Source organism: Mesorhizobium sp. M4B.F.Ca.ET.143.01.1.1 (genome assembly GCF_004792275.1).
Classification (GTDB): Bacteria; Pseudomonadota; Alphaproteobacteria; order Rhizobiales; family Rhizobiaceae; genus Mesorhizobium; species Mesorhizobium abyssinicae.
The window spans coordinates 644,110-662,030 of sequence record NZ_SRSR01000001.1; the positions used below are offsets into that span (position 1 = coordinate 644,110).

At 66.3% G+C, this 17,921-nt stretch carries 19 protein-coding genes; 11 read left to right on the top strand and 8 right to left on the bottom strand.

Annotated elements, in window-relative coordinates:
- Window positions 1-2: 2 nt before the first annotated feature.
- From EN786_RS03065 to EN786_RS03085, 5 genes are all read right to left on the bottom strand, one after another.
- A complete protein-coding gene (locus tag EN786_RS03065; RefSeq protein ID WP_127310120.1) occupies window positions 3-851 on the bottom strand; it encodes a citryl-CoA lyase in 849 nt (282 codons plus the stop codon).
- Complete coding sequence (locus tag EN786_RS03070) at window positions 848-2,032, bottom strand: CoA transferase (RefSeq protein ID WP_127310121.1); 1,185 nt, start codon at window positions 2,030-2,032, stop codon at window positions 848-850. The genes EN786_RS03065 and EN786_RS03070 overlap by 4 nt, the downstream gene beginning before the upstream one ends.
- Window positions 2,029-3,570, bottom strand: a complete 1,542-nt coding sequence (locus EN786_RS03075; protein ID WP_210238896.1) for a tripartite tricarboxylate transporter permease — start codon at window positions 3,568-3,570, stop codon at window positions 2,029-2,031. The genes EN786_RS03070 and EN786_RS03075 overlap by 4 nt, the downstream gene beginning before the upstream one ends.
- 4 nt (window positions 3,571-3,574) lie before the next feature.
- Entirely contained in the window at window positions 3,575-4,108 is a 534-nt protein-coding gene (locus EN786_RS03080) for a tripartite tricarboxylate transporter TctB family protein (RefSeq protein ID WP_127286133.1), read from the bottom strand.
- A gap of 133 nt (window positions 4,109-4,241) precedes the next feature.
- The gene (locus EN786_RS03085) at window positions 4,242-5,207 is read right to left on the bottom strand and encodes a tripartite tricarboxylate transporter substrate-binding protein (protein WP_128275121.1); all 966 of its coding nucleotides are present in this window, start codon (window positions 5,205-5,207) and stop codon (window positions 4,242-4,244) included.
- Window positions 5,208-5,409: 202 nt separating this feature from the next.
- Between EN786_RS03085 and EN786_RS03090 the strand changes: the two genes are divergently transcribed.
- Together EN786_RS03090 and EN786_RS03095 are read left to right on the top strand one after the other, a co-directional pair.
- On the top strand, window positions 5,410-6,180 hold the full coding sequence (locus tag EN786_RS03090) for an IclR family transcriptional regulator (protein WP_127312255.1): 771 nt from the start codon (window positions 5,410-5,412) through the stop codon (window positions 6,178-6,180).
- Between the two features lie 308 nt (window positions 6,181-6,488).
- Entirely contained in the window at window positions 6,489-8,972 is a 2,484-nt protein-coding gene (locus EN786_RS03095; protein ID WP_135907958.1) for an EAL domain-containing protein, read from the top strand.
- A 16-nt stretch (window positions 8,973-8,988) separates the two neighbouring features.
- Here EN786_RS03095 and EN786_RS03100 read toward each other — a convergent pair whose 3' ends face one another.
- Window positions 8,989-9,528, bottom strand: a complete 540-nt coding sequence (locus EN786_RS03100; RefSeq protein ID WP_127310572.1) for a GNAT family N-acetyltransferase — start codon at window positions 9,526-9,528, stop codon at window positions 8,989-8,991.
- Between the two features lie 209 nt (window positions 9,529-9,737).
- Here EN786_RS03100 and EN786_RS03105 point away from each other — a divergent pair, with 209 nt between their 5' ends.
- On the top strand, window positions 9,738-10,187 hold the full coding sequence (locus EN786_RS03105) for a DUF2214 family protein (protein WP_127286378.1): 450 nt from the start codon (window positions 9,738-9,740) through the stop codon (window positions 10,185-10,187).
- On the opposite strand, the gene nth is transcribed toward EN786_RS03105, so the two are convergent.
- Window positions 10,181-10,990, bottom strand: a complete 810-nt coding sequence (gene nth, locus EN786_RS03110) for an endonuclease III (RefSeq protein ID WP_127286379.1) — start codon at window positions 10,988-10,990, stop codon at window positions 10,181-10,183. The two genes, EN786_RS03105 and nth, sit on opposite strands and share 7 nt — an antisense overlap.
- 22 nt (window positions 10,991-11,012) lie before the next feature.
- On the opposite strand from nth, the gene EN786_RS03115 reads away from it, so the two are divergent.
- The gene (locus tag EN786_RS03115) at window positions 11,013-11,507 is read left to right on the top strand and encodes a DUF2244 domain-containing protein (RefSeq protein WP_127286380.1); all 495 of its coding nucleotides are present in this window, start codon (window positions 11,013-11,015) and stop codon (window positions 11,505-11,507) included.
- A 3-nt stretch (window positions 11,508-11,510) separates the two neighbouring features.
- Here EN786_RS03115 and EN786_RS03120 read toward each other — a convergent pair whose 3' ends face one another.
- The gene (locus tag EN786_RS03120; RefSeq protein WP_127310573.1) at window positions 11,511-12,326 is read right to left on the bottom strand and encodes a class I SAM-dependent methyltransferase; all 816 of its coding nucleotides are present in this window, start codon (window positions 12,324-12,326) and stop codon (window positions 11,511-11,513) included.
- 130 nt (window positions 12,327-12,456) lie between these two features.
- Between EN786_RS03120 and EN786_RS03125 the strand changes: the two genes are divergently transcribed.
- From EN786_RS03125 to EN786_RS03155, 7 genes are all read left to right on the top strand, one after another.
- On the top strand, window positions 12,457-13,344 hold the full coding sequence (locus tag EN786_RS03125; RefSeq protein ID WP_127286387.1) for a methylated-DNA--[protein]-cysteine S-methyltransferase: 888 nt from the start codon (window positions 12,457-12,459) through the stop codon (window positions 13,342-13,344).
- 232 nt (window positions 13,345-13,576) lie between these two features.
- On the top strand, window positions 13,577-14,047 hold the full coding sequence (locus EN786_RS03130; protein WP_127286382.1) for a hypothetical protein: 471 nt from the start codon (window positions 13,577-13,579) through the stop codon (window positions 14,045-14,047).
- 22 nt (window positions 14,048-14,069) lie between these two features.
- A complete protein-coding gene (locus EN786_RS03135) occupies window positions 14,070-14,462 on the top strand; it encodes a hypothetical protein (protein ID WP_127286383.1) in 393 nt (130 codons plus the stop codon).
- Entirely contained in the window at window positions 14,429-14,968 is a 540-nt protein-coding gene (locus EN786_RS03140; RefSeq protein WP_127310574.1) for a hypothetical protein, read from the top strand. Before EN786_RS03135 ends, EN786_RS03140 begins: the two co-directional genes overlap by 34 nt.
- Entirely contained in the window at window positions 14,943-15,425 is a 483-nt protein-coding gene (locus EN786_RS03145) for a hypothetical protein (RefSeq protein WP_127310575.1), read from the top strand. Before EN786_RS03140 ends, EN786_RS03145 begins: the two co-directional genes overlap by 26 nt.
- A 90-nt stretch (window positions 15,426-15,515) precedes the next feature.
- The gene (locus EN786_RS03150) at window positions 15,516-16,418 is read left to right on the top strand and encodes a ribokinase (RefSeq protein ID WP_127310576.1); all 903 of its coding nucleotides are present in this window, start codon (window positions 15,516-15,518) and stop codon (window positions 16,416-16,418) included.
- A gap of 5 nt (window positions 16,419-16,423) precedes the next feature.
- On the top strand, window positions 16,424-17,875 hold the full coding sequence (locus tag EN786_RS03155; RefSeq protein WP_127310577.1) for an amidase: 1,452 nt from the start codon (window positions 16,424-16,426) through the stop codon (window positions 17,873-17,875).
- Window positions 17,876-17,921 lie beyond the last annotated feature (46 nt).

The window sequence follows — 17,921 nt, forward strand, 5'->3', positions numbered from 1 at the left end:
GATCAGCTGCTCTTATCCTCGCGGCCGGGAAACGGTCGTACCGGAGCACCCGTATAGGCCCACAGCCATTCCCGCGGCAGCGGCCCCTTGTTGCGCTCGGTCTCCTGCGACTGCTCCCAGGCATGCGTCAGGATGCCGACCGAGCGCGACAGCACGAACAGGCCGCGAGTCAGCGGCGGCGGGAAGCCGAGCTCGCCATAGATCACCGCCGTCGCGCCGTCGATGTTGAGCGGGATGCGCTTGCCCTTGCGCCGCGCCACCTCGGCCTCGGTGGCCTCGGCGATGTCGGCGAAGCGGCCGCCGACGACGCCGCGCGCCGCGAAATCGCGGGTCAGTTCGATGAGCCGCGGCGCGCGCGGATCAACCGGATGGAAGCGATGGCCGAGACCCGGCACATAGCCCCTGTCTTCGGCGAAGAAACGATCGAGCCGCGCCGCCACCGCATCGGCCAGCGTCGTGCCCTGGTCCATCGCCGCGGCGATGTCGCCGTAGAAGGAAAGCGCCTGCTCGCCGGCGCCTCCATGCACGTCGCCCAGCACGTTGATGGCCGAAGCCATCGCATTGTTGATGCCGACGCCGCAGGTCGCCGCCATGCGGGCGATGGCGATCGATGGCGCCTGCGGCCCGTGGTCGACGGCCGCACCCAGCGCGATGCCAAGCAGCGCCGCCTGGTCCTCGCTGGGCAATTCGCCGCGCAGCATCAGCCAGATCATGGCCGGAAAGCTGACGCGGCCGATAAGGTCCTGGATCTCGTAGCCGCGCAGCCGGATCACGCCGGGGCCCATTTCGATGATGCCGGTCCGCCACCAGTCCTCGCCGCGCGCGCGGCCGGTCTTTTTGTCCTCGCTCATGCCGGCGCTCTTGTCTTGTCGCGCGCCGGCAGCGTCGCAAACACCTCGTCCATATGCTCGCCCAGCGCCGGCGGCGGCCCGGCCGGCAGCGGTGCCGCGCCGTCGACCATGAAGCCGCCGCGCACCACCGTCAGCGGCCGGTCCATGCCGGGCACGGCTTCGAAGCGGGTCGTCATGCCGCGCTCGGTCACCTGGCGCTCGTCGAGCACCTGCGGGATCGTCAGCACCCGCCCGGCCGGCACGCCGGCGCGGTTGAGCTTTTCCTCCCAGGCGGCGGCCGAGGCGCCCGCCAGCGCATCCTCGATCAGCGCCTTCAGCGCGGCGCGATTCTGCTTGCGCGCCTCGCGCTCGGCAAAGCGCGGATCCGACGCCAGTTCGGGCCGTCCGATCAGTTGGGAAAGCGTGACGAACTGCTCCTGCTTGTTGGCGGCGATGTTGAGCAGCCCCTCGCCGGTGCGGAACGCGCCCGACGGTGCGGCCGTCATGTTCTCATTGCCCATCGGCCGCGGCTCGACGCCGGCGGTCAGATAGTTGGACACCGGCCAGCCGAGCGCCGAGAGCGTGCATTCCAGCATCGACACGTCGAGGAATGCCCCCTCGCCGCTCGTCTTCTGCTTGACCAGGGCCGCAGCAATGGCGAAGGCGCCGACCAGCCCGCCGAGGGTGTCGGCGACCGGATAGCCGACACGCAGCGGCGCCGTTTCCGGCGTGCCGGTGATGCTCATGATGCCCGACAGGCCCTGGATGATCTGGTCATAGGCCGGATTGTCGCGCATCGGCCCGCTCTGGCCGAAGCCCGATATGGCGCAGTAGACGAGACCCGGGCGGACAGCCTTCAGGCTGGCATAGCCGAGCCCAAGCCTGTCCATGACGCCCGGCCGGAAGTTTTCCACCAGCGCGTCGGCGGACGCGACCAGGTCGAGGAAGCGGTCGCGATCGGCCTCCTGCTTGAGATCGAGCACGACCGATCGTTTGCCGGCGTTCTGCGCCAGGAAAGAGGCGCCCATGCCGGCCTGGTTGAGCGTTGCCGAAGCGCCGAGCTGGCGCGCCAGATCCCCGCCATTCGGCGCCTCGACCTTGATGACGTCGGCGCCGAGCAGCGCCAGCTGGTAGGCGCAATAAGGGCCGGCCAGCACATTGGTCAGATCGAGGACGCGGATGCCGGAAAGCAGGTCGGTCATGATGCTCCAGATCGATCAGGCATCGCCGGGCACGTGCTCCGGTCCGCGCCTGCGCCGGTGCTCGACCCAGGCCAGATATGCGGCCCGACGAGACCGATGAAGGCGAGCGTCAGCAGCGTCAGCGACAGCGGATGCCGGTAGAATACCGTCCAGTCGCCGTTGGCGATCGTCATCGCGCGGCGGAACTGCGTCTCGGCCAGCGGCCCGAGGATCATGCCGATGATGACCGGCGCGGTCGGGAAATCGAAGCGCCGCATCAGGAAGCCGGCCGCCCCCAGAAGATAGAGGATGACGAGATCGACCGGCGACTGCGAGATGCCATAGGTGCCGACGGTGGCGAACACCAGGATGCCGGCATAGAGCTGCGGCGCCGGGATCTTCAAGAGCCGCACCCACAGGCCGATCAGCGGCAGGTTGAGGATGACGAGGATGACGTTGGCGATGAACAGGCTGGCGATCAGGCCCCAGACGAGATTGGCCTGTGTCGTCAAGAGCAGCGGCCCGGGGTTGATGCCGTAGCTTTGGAAGGCCGACAGCATGATCGCGGCGGTGGCTGAGGTCGGCAATCCAAGCGTGAGCATCGGCACCAGCACGCCGGCGGCGGAGGCGTTGTTGGCGGCTTCCGGGCCAGCGACGCCCTCGATGGCGCCGACCGTGCCGAACTCCTCCTTGTGCTTCGACAGCTTCTTCTCGATCGCATAGGACAGGAAGGTCGGGATCTCGGCGCCGCCGGCCGGCATGGCGCCGATCGGGAAGCCGATCAGGGCGCCGCGCAGCCATGCCTTCCACGAGCGTCCCCATTCGGCCGCGGTCATGTAGAGCGAGCCCTTGAGCGGCACGATCTCGTCCTTGCCGGCATAGCGGCGCGAGGCCATGTAGAGCGTCTCGCCGACCGCGAACAGGCCGACCGCGACGATGATGACGTCGACGCCGTCGAGCAGTTCGCCCATGCCGAAGGTGAAGCGCGGCTGCCCGGTTTGCAGGTCGACGCCGATCATGCCGATGACGAAGCCGGCGAACAGGCTGGTGAGACCGCGCACCGAGGACGAGCCCAGCACCGCCGAGACGGTGATGAAGGCGAGCACCATCAGCGAGAAATACTCGGCCGGGCCGAAGGCCAATGCGAACTTGACCACGATCGGGGCCAGGAAGGCGACGCCCAGCGTGCCGATCGTGCCGGCGACGAACGAGCCGATCGCCGAGGTGGCGAGCGCGGCGCCGCCGCGGCCCGAGCGCGCCATCCGGTTGCCTTCCAGGGCGGTGACGATGGTGGCGCTTTCGCCGGGCGTGTTGAGCAGGATCGACGTCGTCGAGCCGCCATACATGGCGCCGTAATAGATGCCGGCGAACAGGATGAAGGAGGCTTCCGGCGCCACCTGGTAGGTGATCGGCAGAAGCAGCGCGATGGTCAGCGCCGGCCCGAGGCCGGGCAGCACGCCGATCGCCGTTCCGAGCGTCGTGCCGACCAGGCACCACAACAGATTGGCCGGCGTGAAGGCCACCGAGAAGCCGTGCGCGAGTTGGTTGAGCGTGTCCATGGCGTCAGCCCCTGACCATGGCGATGACGGCGTTGATCACCGTGTTCAGCTGGTTCTCGACGAAGCCGGCGCCGATGTTGACGCCGAGCGCCTTGGCGAAGCCGAAATAGGCCGCTAGCGCCAGGATCAGCCCGAGCAGCACGTCGCGCAGCGGGCGGCGGCTGCCGAAGCCGTAACAGACCAGAACGAACATGATCACCGAGGCGGCGGTGAAGCCGAGCGGATGGATGAGCGTAAGGTTGGCGACGAGGCCGGCCACCACGAAGCCCATCGACTTCCAGTCGGTCGGCGTCTCCTTCTCCTCGTCCGGCTGCCAGCCGCCCCGGAGCGCCGCGACGATGAGCAGCAGCGACAGCACCACCATGCCGGCCATGGTAATGTAGGGGAACACCCTGGGACCGACTTTGGAATAGAGCGGCGACACCGGGATCGCCAGCGTCTGCCAGGCCACGGCCGCGGCGCAGGCCAGGAGCCCGACGCCGATCAACAATTCGGGTATGGCGAAGCGCGGCGGCGCCTGCTGGTCGCTGGTGCTCATGAATGTCCTCCCTGGATGACCGGCATCCCACGGCCGGCCCTGACCGCAGTCTCACCCGCTATGGAGCTCATGTCCATGCGCTTGGCGAGCGTCGAGGCGGGGCAGCGCGGGCCGCCCCGCTCCGGGGGAGGCGTCAGGCGAGGCCGAGATCCTTGAGGATGGCGCCGATGCGGGCGGTGTCCTCGGTGACGAACTTGGCATAGTCGTCGCCGGTGAGCAGGATCGGCGTCCAGTTGCGGTTCTTGCACTCGGTCGCCCAGGCCTCGCTCTTGGCCATCGTCTCGACCAGCTTGATGAGCGACGCCTTGTCGGCATCGGACACGCCGGGCGGAGCGAAGACGCCGCGCCAGTTGAACAATTCGACATCGATGCCGGCTTCCTTCAGCGTCGGCGCGTCGATGCCCTCCTGGCGCTTGTCGGCGGAGATGGCGAGCAGCCTGAGCGCTCCCGCCTTGATCTGCTCGGAGAACTCGCCATAGCCGGAAATGCCGGCCGCCACCTGGTTGCCGAGCAGCGCCGATAGCGCCTCGCCGCCACCGGCGAACGGCACATAGGAGAGATTGGTCGCCGGCACGCCGGCGGACTTGGCGATCAGCCCGAACAATATGTGGTCCGAACCGCCGGCCGAGCCGCCAGCCACCGGAACCTGGGTCGGATCGGCCTTGAGCGCGGCGACGAAGTCGGCGGCGGTCTTGAACGGTGACGCCGCCGGCACCACCAGCGCTTCGAACTCGCCGGTGAGGCGGGCGATCGGGATCACCTCGGTCAGGTTGTTGGCCGACTTGTTGGCGATGATGGCGCCGACCATGACCATGCCGGCCACCATCAGCGAATTGGCCTTGCCATTCCACTGGTTGACGAATTGCGGCAGGCCGACCGTGCCGCCGGCACCGCCGACATTGGTGATCTGCGAGCCCGAGATCAGCTTTTCAGAGCGCAGCACCTGGTCGATCGTGCGTGCCGTCTGGTCCCAGCCGCCGCCGGGCGCGGCCGGCACGAAGATCTGGAGCTGCGGCGCGTCCTGCGCGAAGGCGGGCGTGAAGTGCAGTGCCGCGAAGCCGGCCGCGGTGCTCGTCAAGAATCTGCGTCTGTTCAGCATGGGATTCCTCCAAATCACGACACCTCCTCCGGTGCCTGCCAAGACGTGGCCTGAATTCAGACCCGCCTTCGAGTTCAAGCATTTGTGACTGCGTTCTGTCAACGGGAATGGCATTCTACTGGACAGAACGATTTTGCCACGACAAAATCGCCTCATCCGGGCTTGGCCCGGGCGGGGCGACCAATATGAAATCATCATCGGGATGAAAAATACACCTGCCAGCCCGGCGTCGGCCGAAGGCGTTGCCGCGCTCGACCGCGCCATCGCCATCCTCGACGCATTCACCCCCGCCGACCGCTCGCTCGGCCTGGCCGAGATCGCGACCCGCACCGGCCTCTACAAGAGCACCATACTGAGGCTCGCCAACTCGCTGATGCGCGGGCAATTGCTGGAACGCCTGGACGACGGGCGCTATCGCATCGGGCCGGCCACCTTCAGGCTTGGTGCGCTCTACCAGCGCTCGGTGGTGGCGATGGATGTCCTGCTGCCGATCATGCGCGACCTGTCCGAGCGGAGCTGGGAAAGCGTCGCCTTCTATGTCCGCTCCGGCGACGTCCGTACCTGCCTCTACCGCGTCGAGTCCAAGCATCCGATCCGCTACACGATCCGCGAGGGCGACGTGCTGCCCTTGCTGGCCGGCTCCGGCGGCCGCGTGCTCGCGGCATTTTCGGGTGAGCCGGGCGAACCCTATGAGACCATCCGCGAAGACTATCATCACTTGTCGGTGGGCGATCGCGACCCCGAGACGGCTGGCGTCTCGGCGCCTGTCTTCGGCCCCGGACGGACCCTTCTCGGCGCGCTCACCCTGGCCGGGCCGAGAACGCGCGTGGACGCGGCCTTTCTGCGGCGCATGACCGCGCCCCTGCTCGAGGCCGCCGCCCGCGCCACCCGCGCCTTCGGCGAAGACGCCTCGATGCTCGAACGGGCAAGCCTGAAAGCGGCCAGCGCCGGCAAAGCACTGGAATCTATCTGAATTATGTTCACAGGCTTCGGCCGCGACTTGCCGGACATTGGCATTCGGGCAAATTGGAAGCAGTCGAGCCCCAATAATATTTTCCTAAAATCCGATCCTATACCCTGGCGTAAGCTCGCCGCGGAAGAAGACGCCTTGTGTCGAGCTAAAATACTCGACAAGTTTATTGGCTGTTAAGGCCGACATGCTAGTCGAGCTGTTGTCGCATGACGAGCTGCGACATGAGGGCGAGAGGTTTCGTCCGACCATGACTGCTCGGTCGGACCGGCGGATTCACGGGGGGCCATGGCAATTTCCATGGAAGCTTGATGAGGCTGTCAGCGGCGCTTGCCAGTCCGCGTCTTGTCGGGCTGGTCTGGCCATTCATACTCGTGGTCCTGATCCAGGCTCTCGTCGCCAGCGGCAGCCTCTATACGCTTTCGGCCGTTCGCGCCTACGTTGGCGGCGAAAGCCATTGGTCGAAGGGACAGAAAGAGGCCATCTATTTCCTCAGCCTCTATGTCGATACCGGCAAAACGGACTTCTTCAACGAATATCGCGACGCGATCGCCGTTCCGCTGGCCGACCACGCGGCGCGGCTGGCGCTCGAGCAAGCCGAGCCTGACACCGACGCGGCGCGCGCCGGTTTCCTGCAAGGCGGAAATCACGCCGACGATGTCACCGGGATGATCTGGCTGTTCCGCAACTTCCGCGATGTCAGCTACCTCGATGTGGCCATCCAGCGCTGGGCGGCGGCTGACGTCATGATCCTGGCGCTTGACGAGCTTGGCAACGCCATCCACCGCAAGATCGAGGAAGGACCGGCATCGGCGGCGCAGATCGGCGCCTGGAAGGCAGAGATTCACCGGCTCAACGATGAGATCGGCCCCCTTTCCAAGGCATTCTCCGACAGCCTGGGTGAAGGTTCGCGTTTCATCAAGCTGGCATTGACGCTGGCCAACCTCGCCACGGCGGCCTTGCTTATCCTGCTTGCCGTGTGGCGCACGCGCAAGCTGCTGGCGCAGCGTCAGGCCTTTCAGAACGCGCTCAACGCCGAACGCGAACGGGCCCAGATCACGCTCGCCTCGATCGGCCAGGCCGTCATCAGCACGACTGCCGACGGGCGACTGGACTATATGAACGCCGTTGCCGAGCGTCTGTTGGCGCGCCAGTTCGATGCGGAAAAGGGCAAGCCGATCGCATCGCTGTTCAGGCTCATCGACAAGGAAACGGGCGTCGAGGAGACACGGTGGATAGAGCGCCTGCTGGCCGGCGAGCCGCAGCCCGCCAACGCCCGACCATGGCTGCTCAAGCGCGCTGACGGCTCGGTCGTTCCCGTCGCCTTGACCGGCGCGCCGCTGTCGGTCGCGGGCAGGCTGGTCGGTGCCGTGCTCGCGGTCCACGACATGACGCGCGAACAGGACTATATCGAGCGGCTCTCATGGCAGGCATCGCACGACGCGCTGACCGGGCTTGCCAACCGCCGCGACTTCGAGAACCGCCTGCAAAGGACGGCGGCGGACTTGCACAGCCGGCCCGGCCAGCACGCGCTGATGTATCTCGATCTCGATCAGTTCAAGCTCGTCAACGATACATGCGGCCATGCCGCCGGCGACCAGCTGCTACGCCAGGTTTCGGTCCTGCTCGGCAACGAGCTGCGCGCGGGCGACATCCTGGCCAGGCTCGGCGGCGACGAGTTCGGCGTGCTGCTCTTCGACTGCAGCGCCGATGTCGCGGCCGATATCGCCGAACGGTTGCGGGCGACCGTGCAGGATCTGCATTTCTCCTGGAATGGACGGCCCTTCGTCATCACTGTCAGCATCGGCGTGGTGCAGATCACCGATGCCGAAGTCACGCTCGAGGAGACCCTGCAGGCCGCCGACGTCGCCTGTTACATGGCCAAGGAGAAGGGCCGCAACCGGGTTCAGCTGCACAGCGACAGCGACACCGCCCTGCGCGAACGCTTCACCGAGATGGCCTGGGTCCAGCGCCTGCACGCTGCCCTGGAGGAAAATCGCTTCAGGCTCCATTGCCAGGAGATCTGGCCGCTCAATGATGCCGTGGCCGAAGCCGGCGCGCATATCGAAATCCTGCTGCGGCTGACGGACGAGGACGGCTCCATCGTCTCGCCGGCCAGCTTCATCCCGGCGGCCGAGCGCTATGGGCTGATGCCGGCGATCGACCGCTGGGTCGTGCGCGGCGCATTCGCCGTTCTGGCCGCGCGCCTTGCCAACCCAACGGCCGCTCCGATCGCCACCTGCGCCATCAATCTCTCGGGGGCGAGCTTCGGCGACGAGACGTTCCTCGACTTCCTGCGCGAACAGTTCGGCGTCTTCGGCATTCCGCCGAACATGGTCTGCCTGGAGATCACCGAGACCAGCGCCATTGCCGATCTCGCCAACGCGATGCGCTTCATTGCCCAGTTGCGCGAGTTGGGATGCCGCTTCGCCCTCGACGACTTCGGCTCCGGCATGTCGTCCTTCGCCTATCTGAAACACCTGCCTGTCGACTATCTGAAAATCGACGGCAGCTTCGTCAAGGACATGCTGGAGGACCGCATCGACCGGGCCATGGTCGAGATGATCCATCATATCGGCAAGGTGATGGGCAAGCGCACGATTGCCGAGTTCGTTGAAAGCGAGAGCATCATCGAGGCCCTGAAGTCGATCGGCGTCGACTATGGCCAGGGCTATGCGATCGCCCGGCCGCAACCCTTCAACGCAACGACGAAGCTGCTGAGTCCGGGCTCGCGCGCTGCCCCCGACGACGGTCCGGACAGCGCTCTCGCGCGCAAGCTGCGCATGGCCGGCTGAGGATGGCTGGGCTGGCTCAGGGATGCCGTTCCAGCAGGATCGTCGCGTTGTCGTGATAGGTGGTACGCAGGATTTCCGTGTAGCCGCATTTGGCCGCGACATTGAGCGAGGCGGTGTTTTCCGGATCGATGATGCAGACTGTTCTGGCCGGCGAGAACGTCACGTCGCCCCAGGCGAGAGCCCGCTGTACCACTTCGCTGGCCAGTCCCCGGCCCTGCGCTTCCGGAGCCAGCGCCCAGCCAGCTTCCGGCACGCCCTCGATCGAGGGCTCGATGGCGCGCTTCAGATCGTGAAAGCCGGCCTCGCCGATGAAGCGGCCGGTCGCCTTCTCCTCGATCGCCCAGAAACCGTAGCCGAGCAGCGACCACAGGCCGGCATGACGCAGGAAGCGCATCCAGCTTTCCTCGCGCGTCCGCGGCTTGCCGCCGATGAAGCGGGTGACGGCGGGATCGGCCCACATGGCGACGTAGGCGTCGAAATCGTCCAGCCGGTGCGCCCGCAGGATGGTCCGCGCCGTTTCGATGACCGGGACGCCGGTTGCCTTTGGACTGCCCATAAAACTTGCCTCGCTTGAACGTCAAGCAGGCGCCTAGCAAACCTCCCGCACCGAACAAGGGCCACGGCGGTCCGGATCATCCTCCAGACCAGAACGTCCCATCACACCAGAGCAGCTAGCTGCCGGCCATGTCTGGGAATTCTGTCCGGCGATGCTAGTCTTCGCGGGAATCTGATTCAGCCCACGCATCCTCCAACCAGAGGAAAAGCATGGATACCACCGATCTCGTGCTGGCCATCATCCATCATCTGCTGGTGTTTTCGCTGGCCGGCATCATCGGCGCCGAATTCGTGCTGATCCGCGGCGACTTGCCCGCCGCGACGCTGAAGCGCCTTGTCGGCATCGACCGCCATTACGGCATCATCGCCGCGCTGATCGTCATCGTCGGCGCCGGCCGTGTCTTCTATGGCCTCAAGGGCTGGGAGTTCTACATCTACAACTGGATGTTCTGGGCAAAGATGACGGCCTTCGTCATCGTCGGCCTTTTGTCGATCGTCCCGACCATCCGCTTCATCTCCTGGAACCGGCAGGCCGGCGCCACTCCCGGCTTTCAGGTGCCGGCGGCCGAGCTCGCCTCGGTGAAGACCTATGTCCGCGCCGAAGCCTTCATCTTCCTGCTGATCCCGGTCTTCGCCGCGGCGATGGCGCGCGGCTACTGAGCCTCCACGGCGACGCTCTCCGCCAGCGGCGCGATCGGCACCAGCGGCGCTGGTATCTCGGACGTTTTCTCGGCCGCTTTGCACAGATCGGCGATGACGCAGGCCGGGCAGTCCGGCTTGCGCGCCTTGCAGACATAGCGGCCGTGCAGGATCAGCCAGTGATGCGCATGGCGCATATATTCTTCCGGAATGATCTTCAGCAGCCCCTGCTCGACCTGCTCAGGCGTCTTGCCGGGCGCCAGCCCCAACCGGTTGCCGATGCGCAAGATATGCGTGTCGACCGCCATCGTGTGCTGGCCGAAGGCCATGTTGAGCACGACATTGGCGGTCTTGCGCCCGACCCCCGGCAGCCTGACCAGCTGGTCGCGGTCGTCTGGCACTTCGCCGCCATGCTCGTCGATCAGCGCCTTGGACAGCGCGATCACGTTCTTGGCCTTGTTGCGCCAGAGTCCGATGGTGCGGATGTAGTCGCCGACCTTTGCCTCGCCCAGCGCCAGCATCTTCTGCGGCGTGTCGGCGACCTTGAACAGCGCCCGCGTCGCCTTGTTGACGCCGGCATCGGTCGCTTGCGCCGAAAGCACCACGGCGACCAGCAAGGTGAAGGCGTTGACATGCTCGAGTTCGCCCTTCGGCTCCGGCCGCTGCACCGAAAACCGCCGGAAGATCTCATGCACCTCGGCCGGGCTGTAGAGCGGCCGTGATCGTGCCGGCCGCGGCCGCGGCTTGGCGTTCGAGCCGTCGCGCCGGCCGGGCGGCAGTGCATTTTTGGCCATCGGGGATTTTTTCGTCTTGGGGCTTGCCATTCCCTTCCTATAATATCCAGCCATGAGCGACACAAACGCCTCTTTCCAGGCCGACGAACCCTTCTTCCATGCCTTGCTGACACCGCACCGCTCGCTCGGCCGCACCGGCTTCTTCGTCCTGATGGCCGCGTTGTCGTTCGGCTGGCTGGTCACCGGCGCGTTCTTCCTGTCGCGCGGCGCCTGGCCGGTGTTCGGCTTCTTCGGGCTCGACGTGATCGCCGTCTACATCGCCTTCCGCGTCAACTACCGCGCCGCCCGCGCCCGCGAGGAGGTGTCGGTGTCGCGCACCACCCTCGACATCCGCAAGACCGCGCCCTCCGGCAAATCGGAAGCGCACCGCTTCAATCCATTCTGGGCCCGCTTCTCGATCGCCCGCCATGCCGAGATCGGCATTACCAGGATGGCAGTGGAAGCGCAGGGGCAGATCGTGTCGATCGGGTCCTTCCTCGACCCCGCTTCCCGCGAAAGTTTTGCCGCCGCCTTTTCGCGCGCGCTCGCCACCGCCAGGGCGCGCTGATCGTCAAAATTGGAACCGCAGCAACCGGCCCACCTTGCGAAGGGCCGGGATGTGGCTCCAAAGGCGGAAGATCAGGCCCGCGAACCAGCTCACGCGCGCGGCATGTTCGGGTTTGTAGGCGGAGGTTTCCTCCACCAACCGCAGGCCAGGCGCAGCCTGCTCCAGCTCGCGCGGGTCGTTGATCGCCCAGTGAAGCTCGGCCCCGGTAGCTCGGAACGTCGGGCTGGAACGCACGAATTTCAGACCGAGATCGCTGTAGGCGTCGCAGACAAGCTCGCCACCGGCCAGATGCGACACAAGCCGCGCAAACAATTTTGGACCCTCGTCGGCGGCGAGATAGGGCGTGAGCCCCTCCGCAACGATCATTGCCGGCCGATTGCCCGGCACAGCATCGAGCCAGCCGGGCTCGGTAACCGACGAAGCGATCAAATGGGTGTGGTCGCGCGGCGGAAAAAGCTTGCGCCTGAGCTCGATGACCTTGGGATAGTCTACGTCGAACCAGTCGACGCCTGGCGGCGGATCGATGCGGAACACCCGTGTGTCGAGCCCGCAGCCGAGATGCAGCACGATGGCGTTGGGGTGCATGGCCAGGAAGGCCGACGTCCAGTCGTCCAGCGCCTTGGCCCGGATTGCCAGGCTGACGGCGAGATTGTCGTCGACCTTAAGCCTCGCGAAGTCATAGTCGATCCGGCGAACGGCCTCATCCGCGAAGCGATCTTGCAACAGCGAATCCGGCCTCCGGCTTTCCAGCGCCTTGCCGTAGACGGTGATGAGCAGGGTTTCCTTTTCCCGGGTGAGATGGACTTTCTCGCCGGCCATGGGCTTTCCTTTCACTGAGCCAGTTCTATCTGGGCGCCGGTTGCTGGAAGGCAAGTTTCGGGTGGTGGCAGAGGGCGGGAACAACGATATTCGCGCTCAAGGAGATATTGCCATGAACGCCCAGATGACCATGAATGCGCAGATGAAACCGACCGCGATCCTTCAGAACGACATCACCCCCGAAGGCAGTGATTACGAGGTCGTGCGCCGCGCCATCGAGAAGATCAGCCTCGACTATCGCGACCAGCCCTCGCTCGAGGTTCTGGCCGAAGAGGTCGGCGAGACGCCGACCGGGTTGCAGAAGCTGTTCACCCGCTGGGCCGGCCTGTCGCCCAAGGCCTTCCTGCAGGCGGTCACGCTCGACCACGCGCGCCGGCTGCTCGATTCCGGCATGCCGCTGCTCGAGACGTCGTTCGAGCTCGGCATGTCCGGCCCCGGCCGGCTGCACGACCTCTTCGTTACCCATGAGGCGATGTCGCCGGGCGACTACAAGACGCGCGGCGCCGGCCTCACCATCCGCTACGGCTATCACATCTCGCCCTTCGGCATCGCGCTGATCATGGTCACCGACCGCGGCCTTGCCGGCCTTGCCTTCAACGATGCCGGCGGCGAGCGGGCAGCCTTCGCCGACATGTCGGGGCGCTGGCCGAACGCGACGTATGTCGAGGACATGAGCGCCACCGCGCCCTATGCCGCGCGCATCTTCGATCCGAGGCTGTGGCGCGCCGACCAGCCGCTGCGCGTGGTGATGATCGGCACCGACTTCCAGCTGCGCGTCTGGGAAGCCCTGCTGCGCATTCCGATGGGCAAGGCCTGCACCTACTCCTCGATCGCCGCCAGCATCGGCGCGCCGAGCGCGAGCCGCGCGGTTGGCGCGGCCGTCGGCGCCAATCCGATGTCCTTCGTCGTGCCCTGCCATCGCGCGCTCGGCAAATCCGGGGCGTTGACCGGCTATCACTGGGGCCTGACGCGCAAGCGCGCCATCCTCGGCTGGGAGGCGGGACAGGTCGGGTCTTGAAACATCGATTTTTTTGGTGATTGTTGCACAAAACCGCAGATCGAGTATAAGCAAGTATTCTTACACTTATTGGCCCGCACAATAGGCGATGCAACCGGCGACAACCTGTGGTTTCGCCGGTTTTTCTCTTTGCCGGCAAGTCACTCCACTTAAGTTTACCCTAAATTAACCACGACAAAGCGAAGATACCTTTGCATTAAGTCGGACCAGCCGGCTTGATAGGAGGGTCTCGATGAAGTTCTTTCGCGCCGTCATCGGTGCGGCACTGCTGGTCGCCTGTATCGACCAGACCGCATCGGCCGCCACCGGAAACGTGTTGTTCAACGGCACGATCACCGCGACCTGCACGATCACGATCAATTCCAACGGCACGATGACCGTCAGCACCAACCTTCAGTCGCTGAGCTCCCACAATGCCGGCGGTTCGGCCGGCAGCGCCCAGGTCGACACCACGGGCGGCGTCACGCTCAGCGTCGACCCGGTCACGACCACCACCGTGCCGGCCTCGGATGTCACGGCCACCACATGGACCCCGACCTTCGCCACCTCCGGCGCGCAGACGATTGCCGAAACTGGCACCGCGACCGCGCTGACGGTACCCGGCACATCGACGGTCGCCGTCAACCTTGCTGGCACCAAGGGCGGCTCAAACCGCTTCTCCGCCGGCAACTACCAGGCGACCGTGACATTGCGCTGCGAATAGCCTCTCGCGAAAGGAGCGATCTTTGAGAAAGATTGGAACTCTGGCGGCGGCGTTGGCCGCCGTGCTGTCTCCCATCGCCGCGACGGGCCAGTCGATGACGCCGATGCGCGGCGAGGTGAGGTCGTTCACCGATGCTTTCGCCGTCCGGGTCTTCCCGGGCAACCCGTACGACCAGCGCATTCGCGTCGAGGTTCATGTCTACGACCAGGATTTCCAGCCGGTCGCCGCCAGGATCACGCCGAGCGCCTTCCTTTTGGCCGGCCAGGCATCGCGTCCGGTCCTGGTGGTCGTGCCGTTCGACGGCGCAACCGAGCGTAAAGTGCGTATCTGTACCGAGAGTATCCCCTTTCCAAGCGAGCAGACGCAGATAAGGGCACAGATATGCGGAAAGTTCTTCGGACATCGCAGGTCCTGACCCTTGCCTTGCTGCCCGCCTTGGCGGTCGTGAGTCAGGGGTTTGCCGAGGACATACTGAACCTGAACCAGAACCAGACGGGCTTCACCCTGCCCGGCGTCACTCTGCCCCAGGGCCAGGACGAGGTTCACGCTTCCGACGGCACCACCTGCCGCTCTTCGGTTTCCGGCAGCGGCGCCTATCTCGATGTCGGCGTCATCAGAGGCAACAACAGCAGCCAGTCGAACAGCGACCTCGCCACCTATGGCCGCGTGGTGGTGCCGATCGGGCGGACGCCGAAGCGCGTCGATTGTAGCCGCCTCTACGAGCTCGAGGTCGAGCGCCTGCAACTGGAACTGAAGCTGCTCAAGATGGGCCTCGGCACCGACGGCCAGACGACGGCAAGCGTGCCTGCCGCCCCTCCGACGGCCGCTCGCGCTCCCGCGGCCGCATCGGCCGGATGGGCCAACGGAGGCTGGAGCATCAGAGGGACAAACGGCGATGGCAGGAAAAAGAAGAAGAAATAGCCGCGCCCTGCTGGCGATGGCAGCACTTGCCGGCCTCTGCCTTCCGACCCAGGCGGCGGTCGTTGGCACCTGCACGATCGTGATCGGCGCCTCCGGAACGATGAAGCCGAATCCCGCCATCAACATCTTCGGCTCCAAGCAGGCGGGCGGGTCGAGCGCCGGCGCCACCATCACCGCAAGCTCGCTGCTGTGCACGATCCTCAACCTGATCGACTGCTTTTCTGTTTCGGCGCCGGCGCCGATCGCCTTCACCTCCGCTCCAAGCGGAGGCGACACCAACGTCACTTTCGCCACCGTCTTCCGTCTCGACGGCTCGGGCACGGATATTCCCGGCAGTTCGCCGCAGCGTGTGATCAACGGCACCCACACCATGCAGGTCGACCTCACCGCCACCAAATCGCCGGGCATCTTTCCCGCCGGCAGCTACCAGGGCACTGTCACCGTGCGCTGCGAATGAAAGCGTGGCGGCTCGCGCGGAACTGCTCAATGGGCTGGCAACCGGCACTCTTACGGGCTAGCTTCCCGCCCATTAAGCAGGAGGCACTTCTTGATTATCGTAGTCGGCTCGATCAACCTCGACCTCATCGCCAATGTCGACCGCTTGCCAGCGCCTGGCGAGACGGTGCGCGGTTCCGCTTTCGCCACCGCGCCCGGCGGCAAGGGTGCCAACCAGGCGCTGGCCGCCGCGCGCGCCGGCGCCAAGGTGAGCATGGTCGGCGCCGTCGGCAAGGATAGCTTCGCCGCCGAGGCGCTGGCTTTGCTCACTGGCAAGGTCGATCTCTCCGGCATAGGCGAGAGCTTCGCCTCGACCGGCACGGCGCTGATCCTGGTCGGCGCCGACGGCGAAAACGTCATCGCCGTGGTCCCGGGCGCCAATGATTCGGTGCTGCCAGGCGATATCGCCAAGGCACAGCTCAAGAAGGGCGACGTCGTGCTGCTGCAGCACGAGATCCCATTGCAGACCGTTGACGCCACGCTGGAGGCGGCGCGGGCGGCCGGCGCCGTCAGCGTGCTCAACACCGCGCCCTTCCGCCCCGAGGCGTCCGAGCTTCTGGGCAAGGCCGACTATGCCGTCGCCAACGAGACCGAATTCGATCTCTACGGCGAGGCGCTGTCCCTCAGCGGCCGCGACCGCCCTGCGCGGATGCGCGACTATGCCGGCAAGACCGGACGCGCCATTGTCGTCACCCTCGGCGGCGACGGCGTGCTCGCCGCGACGCCCGACACCTTCCTGACCGTGCCGGCGTTGAAGATCACTCCGGTCGATACGGTCGGCGCCGGCGACACGTTTTGCGGCTATTTCGGTGCCGGCCTGTCGTCGGGCCTGCCACTCGAACAGGCGCTCGTCCGCGCCGCCGCCGCCGGCTCGCTCGCTTGCCTGAAGCCCGGCGCCCAGCCGGCGATACCGCTGGCGAAGGACGTCGACGCCGCCTTGTCGGCCGCCGGGTGACGGCCATGCGTCCGGCGACCAGACATGCCGTCCCGCCCGCGGGTGATATCTGCCGGCTGTCCGCCGTGGAGCTGGCCGGCGCAGTCCGTGAGCGCCGCCTGTCGGTACGCGAGGTGGTCACCGCCTTCCTCGACCGCATCGAGGCGGTGAACCCGCTGGTCAATGCCATCGTGTCGCTGCGCGACCGCGCCGATATCCTCGCCGAAGCCGACAGGGCCGACGCCCATCTGGCGCGCGGCGGCAAGGCGGGATCGCTGTTCGGTCTGCCCATTGCGATCAAGGACCTGGCGCTGACCAAGGGCCTGAGGACCACTTTCGGCTCGCCGATCTTCGCCGACTTTGTCCCCGGCGAGGACGACTTCTTCGTCGAGCGTGTCCGCAAGGCGGGCGCCATCATCATCGGCAAGACCAACGTTCCCGAATTCGGACTTGGCTCCAACACCTACAACAGCGTGTTCGGCCCGACGCTCAACGCCTTCGATCCGCTTCTCACCGCCGGCGGCTCGAGCGGCGGCGCTGCGGTAGCGCTGGCGCTCGACATGCTGCCGGTCGCCGACGGCAGCGACTTCGGCGGCTCGTTGCGCAACCCTGCCGCCTACAACAACGTCTACGGCTTCCGCCCCTCGCAGGGACTGGTCCCGGCCGGGCCGGACATCGATGTCTTCCATGCCCAGATGGGCGTCGAAGGGCCAATGGGCCGCAGCGTCCGCGACATCGCCCTGCTGCTCGACGAACAGGCCGGCCATCATCCGCGCGCCCCGCTGTCGCACGACAAGCAGGGTTCCTTTCTCGACGGATTGTCGACGAAGGCGACCGGCGGCCGCATCGCCTGGCTCGGCGATCTCGGCGGCCATCTGCCGATGGAGCCTGGCATCCTCGACCTTTGCCAAGCCGCGCTCGTCCGCTTCGCCGACGCGTCGTTCCACAGCGGAGCGCTGGTGCCGGATGTCGATTTCGAGGCGCTGTGGCAGGCCTTCGTCACGCTGCGCCAGGCGAGCAGCGGCTGCGCGCTCAAGGTCCACTACGACGATCCGGCCAGGCGCAAACTGCTGAAGCCGGAGGCCGTGTGGGAAGTGGAGCAGGCGATGCGCCTCACCGCGCCCGAGATCCATGCCGCCACGGTACGGCGCTCGTCCTGGCACCGGACGCTGCTGTCGATCTTCGATCGCTTCGACCTCGTCGCGCTGCCCACCGCGCAGGTCTTTCCCTTCGAGGTCGCCACCCGCTGGCCGCGCGAAGTGGCCGGGCGCGCCATGGACAGCTACCATCGCTGGATGCAGGTCTCCGCCTTCGCCACGCTCGGCGGCTGTCCGGCGCTCAACGTACCCGTCGGCTTCGACGGCAAGGGCCGGCCGATGGGCATGCAACTGATCGGGCGGCCACGCGGTGACCTCGCTGTGCTCATGGCCGGCGCGGCCTACGAGGCGACCTTGCCCTGGCAGGCAGGGGCAAGCTGAGGACCGCCTGTGGCGGCAGGCTGGCGCTTGCGCCGGCACCGGCGCC

Coding starts and splice junctions, on each gene's coding strand:
- EN786_RS03140 (WP_127310574.1), top strand. CDS start 14,429: ATGCGGAAAGTTCTTCGGACATCGCAGGTCCTGACCCTTGCCTTGCTG.
- EN786_RS03115 (WP_127286380.1), top strand. CDS start 11,013: ATGAGCGACACAAACGCCTCTTTCCAGGCCGACGAACCCTTCTTCCAT.
- EN786_RS03130 (WP_127286382.1), top strand. CDS start 13,577: ATGAAGTTCTTTCGCGCCGTCATCGGTGCGGCACTGCTGGTCGCCTGT.
- EN786_RS03070 (WP_127310121.1), bottom strand. CDS start 2,032: ATGACCGACCTGCTTTCCGGCATCCGCGTCCTCGATCTGACCAATGTG.
- nth (WP_127286379.1), bottom strand. CDS start 10,990: ATGGCAAGCCCCAAGACGAAAAAATCCCCGATGGCCAAAAATGCACTG.
- EN786_RS03145 (WP_127310575.1), top strand. CDS start 14,943: ATGGCAGGAAAAAGAAGAAGAAATAGCCGCGCCCTGCTGGCGATGGCA.
- EN786_RS03080 (WP_127286133.1), bottom strand. CDS start 4,108: ATGAGCACCAGCGACCAGCAGGCGCCGCCGCGCTTCGCCATACCCGAA.
- EN786_RS03085 (WP_128275121.1), bottom strand. CDS start 5,207: ATGCTGAACAGACGCAGATTCTTGACGAGCACCGCGGCCGGCTTCGCG.
- EN786_RS03065 (WP_127310120.1), bottom strand. CDS start 851: ATGAGCGAGGACAAAAAGACCGGCCGCGCGCGCGGCGAGGACTGGTGG.
- EN786_RS03105 (WP_127286378.1), top strand. CDS start 9,738: ATGGATACCACCGATCTCGTGCTGGCCATCATCCATCATCTGCTGGTG.
- EN786_RS03100 (WP_127310572.1), bottom strand. CDS start 9,528: ATGGGCAGTCCAAAGGCAACCGGCGTCCCGGTCATCGAAACGGCGCGG.
- EN786_RS03155 (WP_127310577.1), top strand. CDS start 16,424: ATGCGTCCGGCGACCAGACATGCCGTCCCGCCCGCGGGTGATATCTGC.
- EN786_RS03095 (WP_135907958.1), top strand. CDS start 6,489: ATGAGGCTGTCAGCGGCGCTTGCCAGTCCGCGTCTTGTCGGGCTGGTC.
- EN786_RS03120 (WP_127310573.1), bottom strand. CDS start 12,326: ATGGCCGGCGAGAAAGTCCATCTCACCCGGGAAAAGGAAACCCTGCTC.
- EN786_RS03125 (WP_127286387.1), top strand. CDS start 12,457: ATGAATGCGCAGATGAAACCGACCGCGATCCTTCAGAACGACATCACC.
- EN786_RS03090 (WP_127312255.1), top strand. CDS start 5,410: ATGAAAAATACACCTGCCAGCCCGGCGTCGGCCGAAGGCGTTGCCGCG.
- EN786_RS03075 (WP_210238896.1), bottom strand. CDS start 3,570: ATGGACACGCTCAACCAACTCGCGCACGGCTTCTCGGTGGCCTTCACG.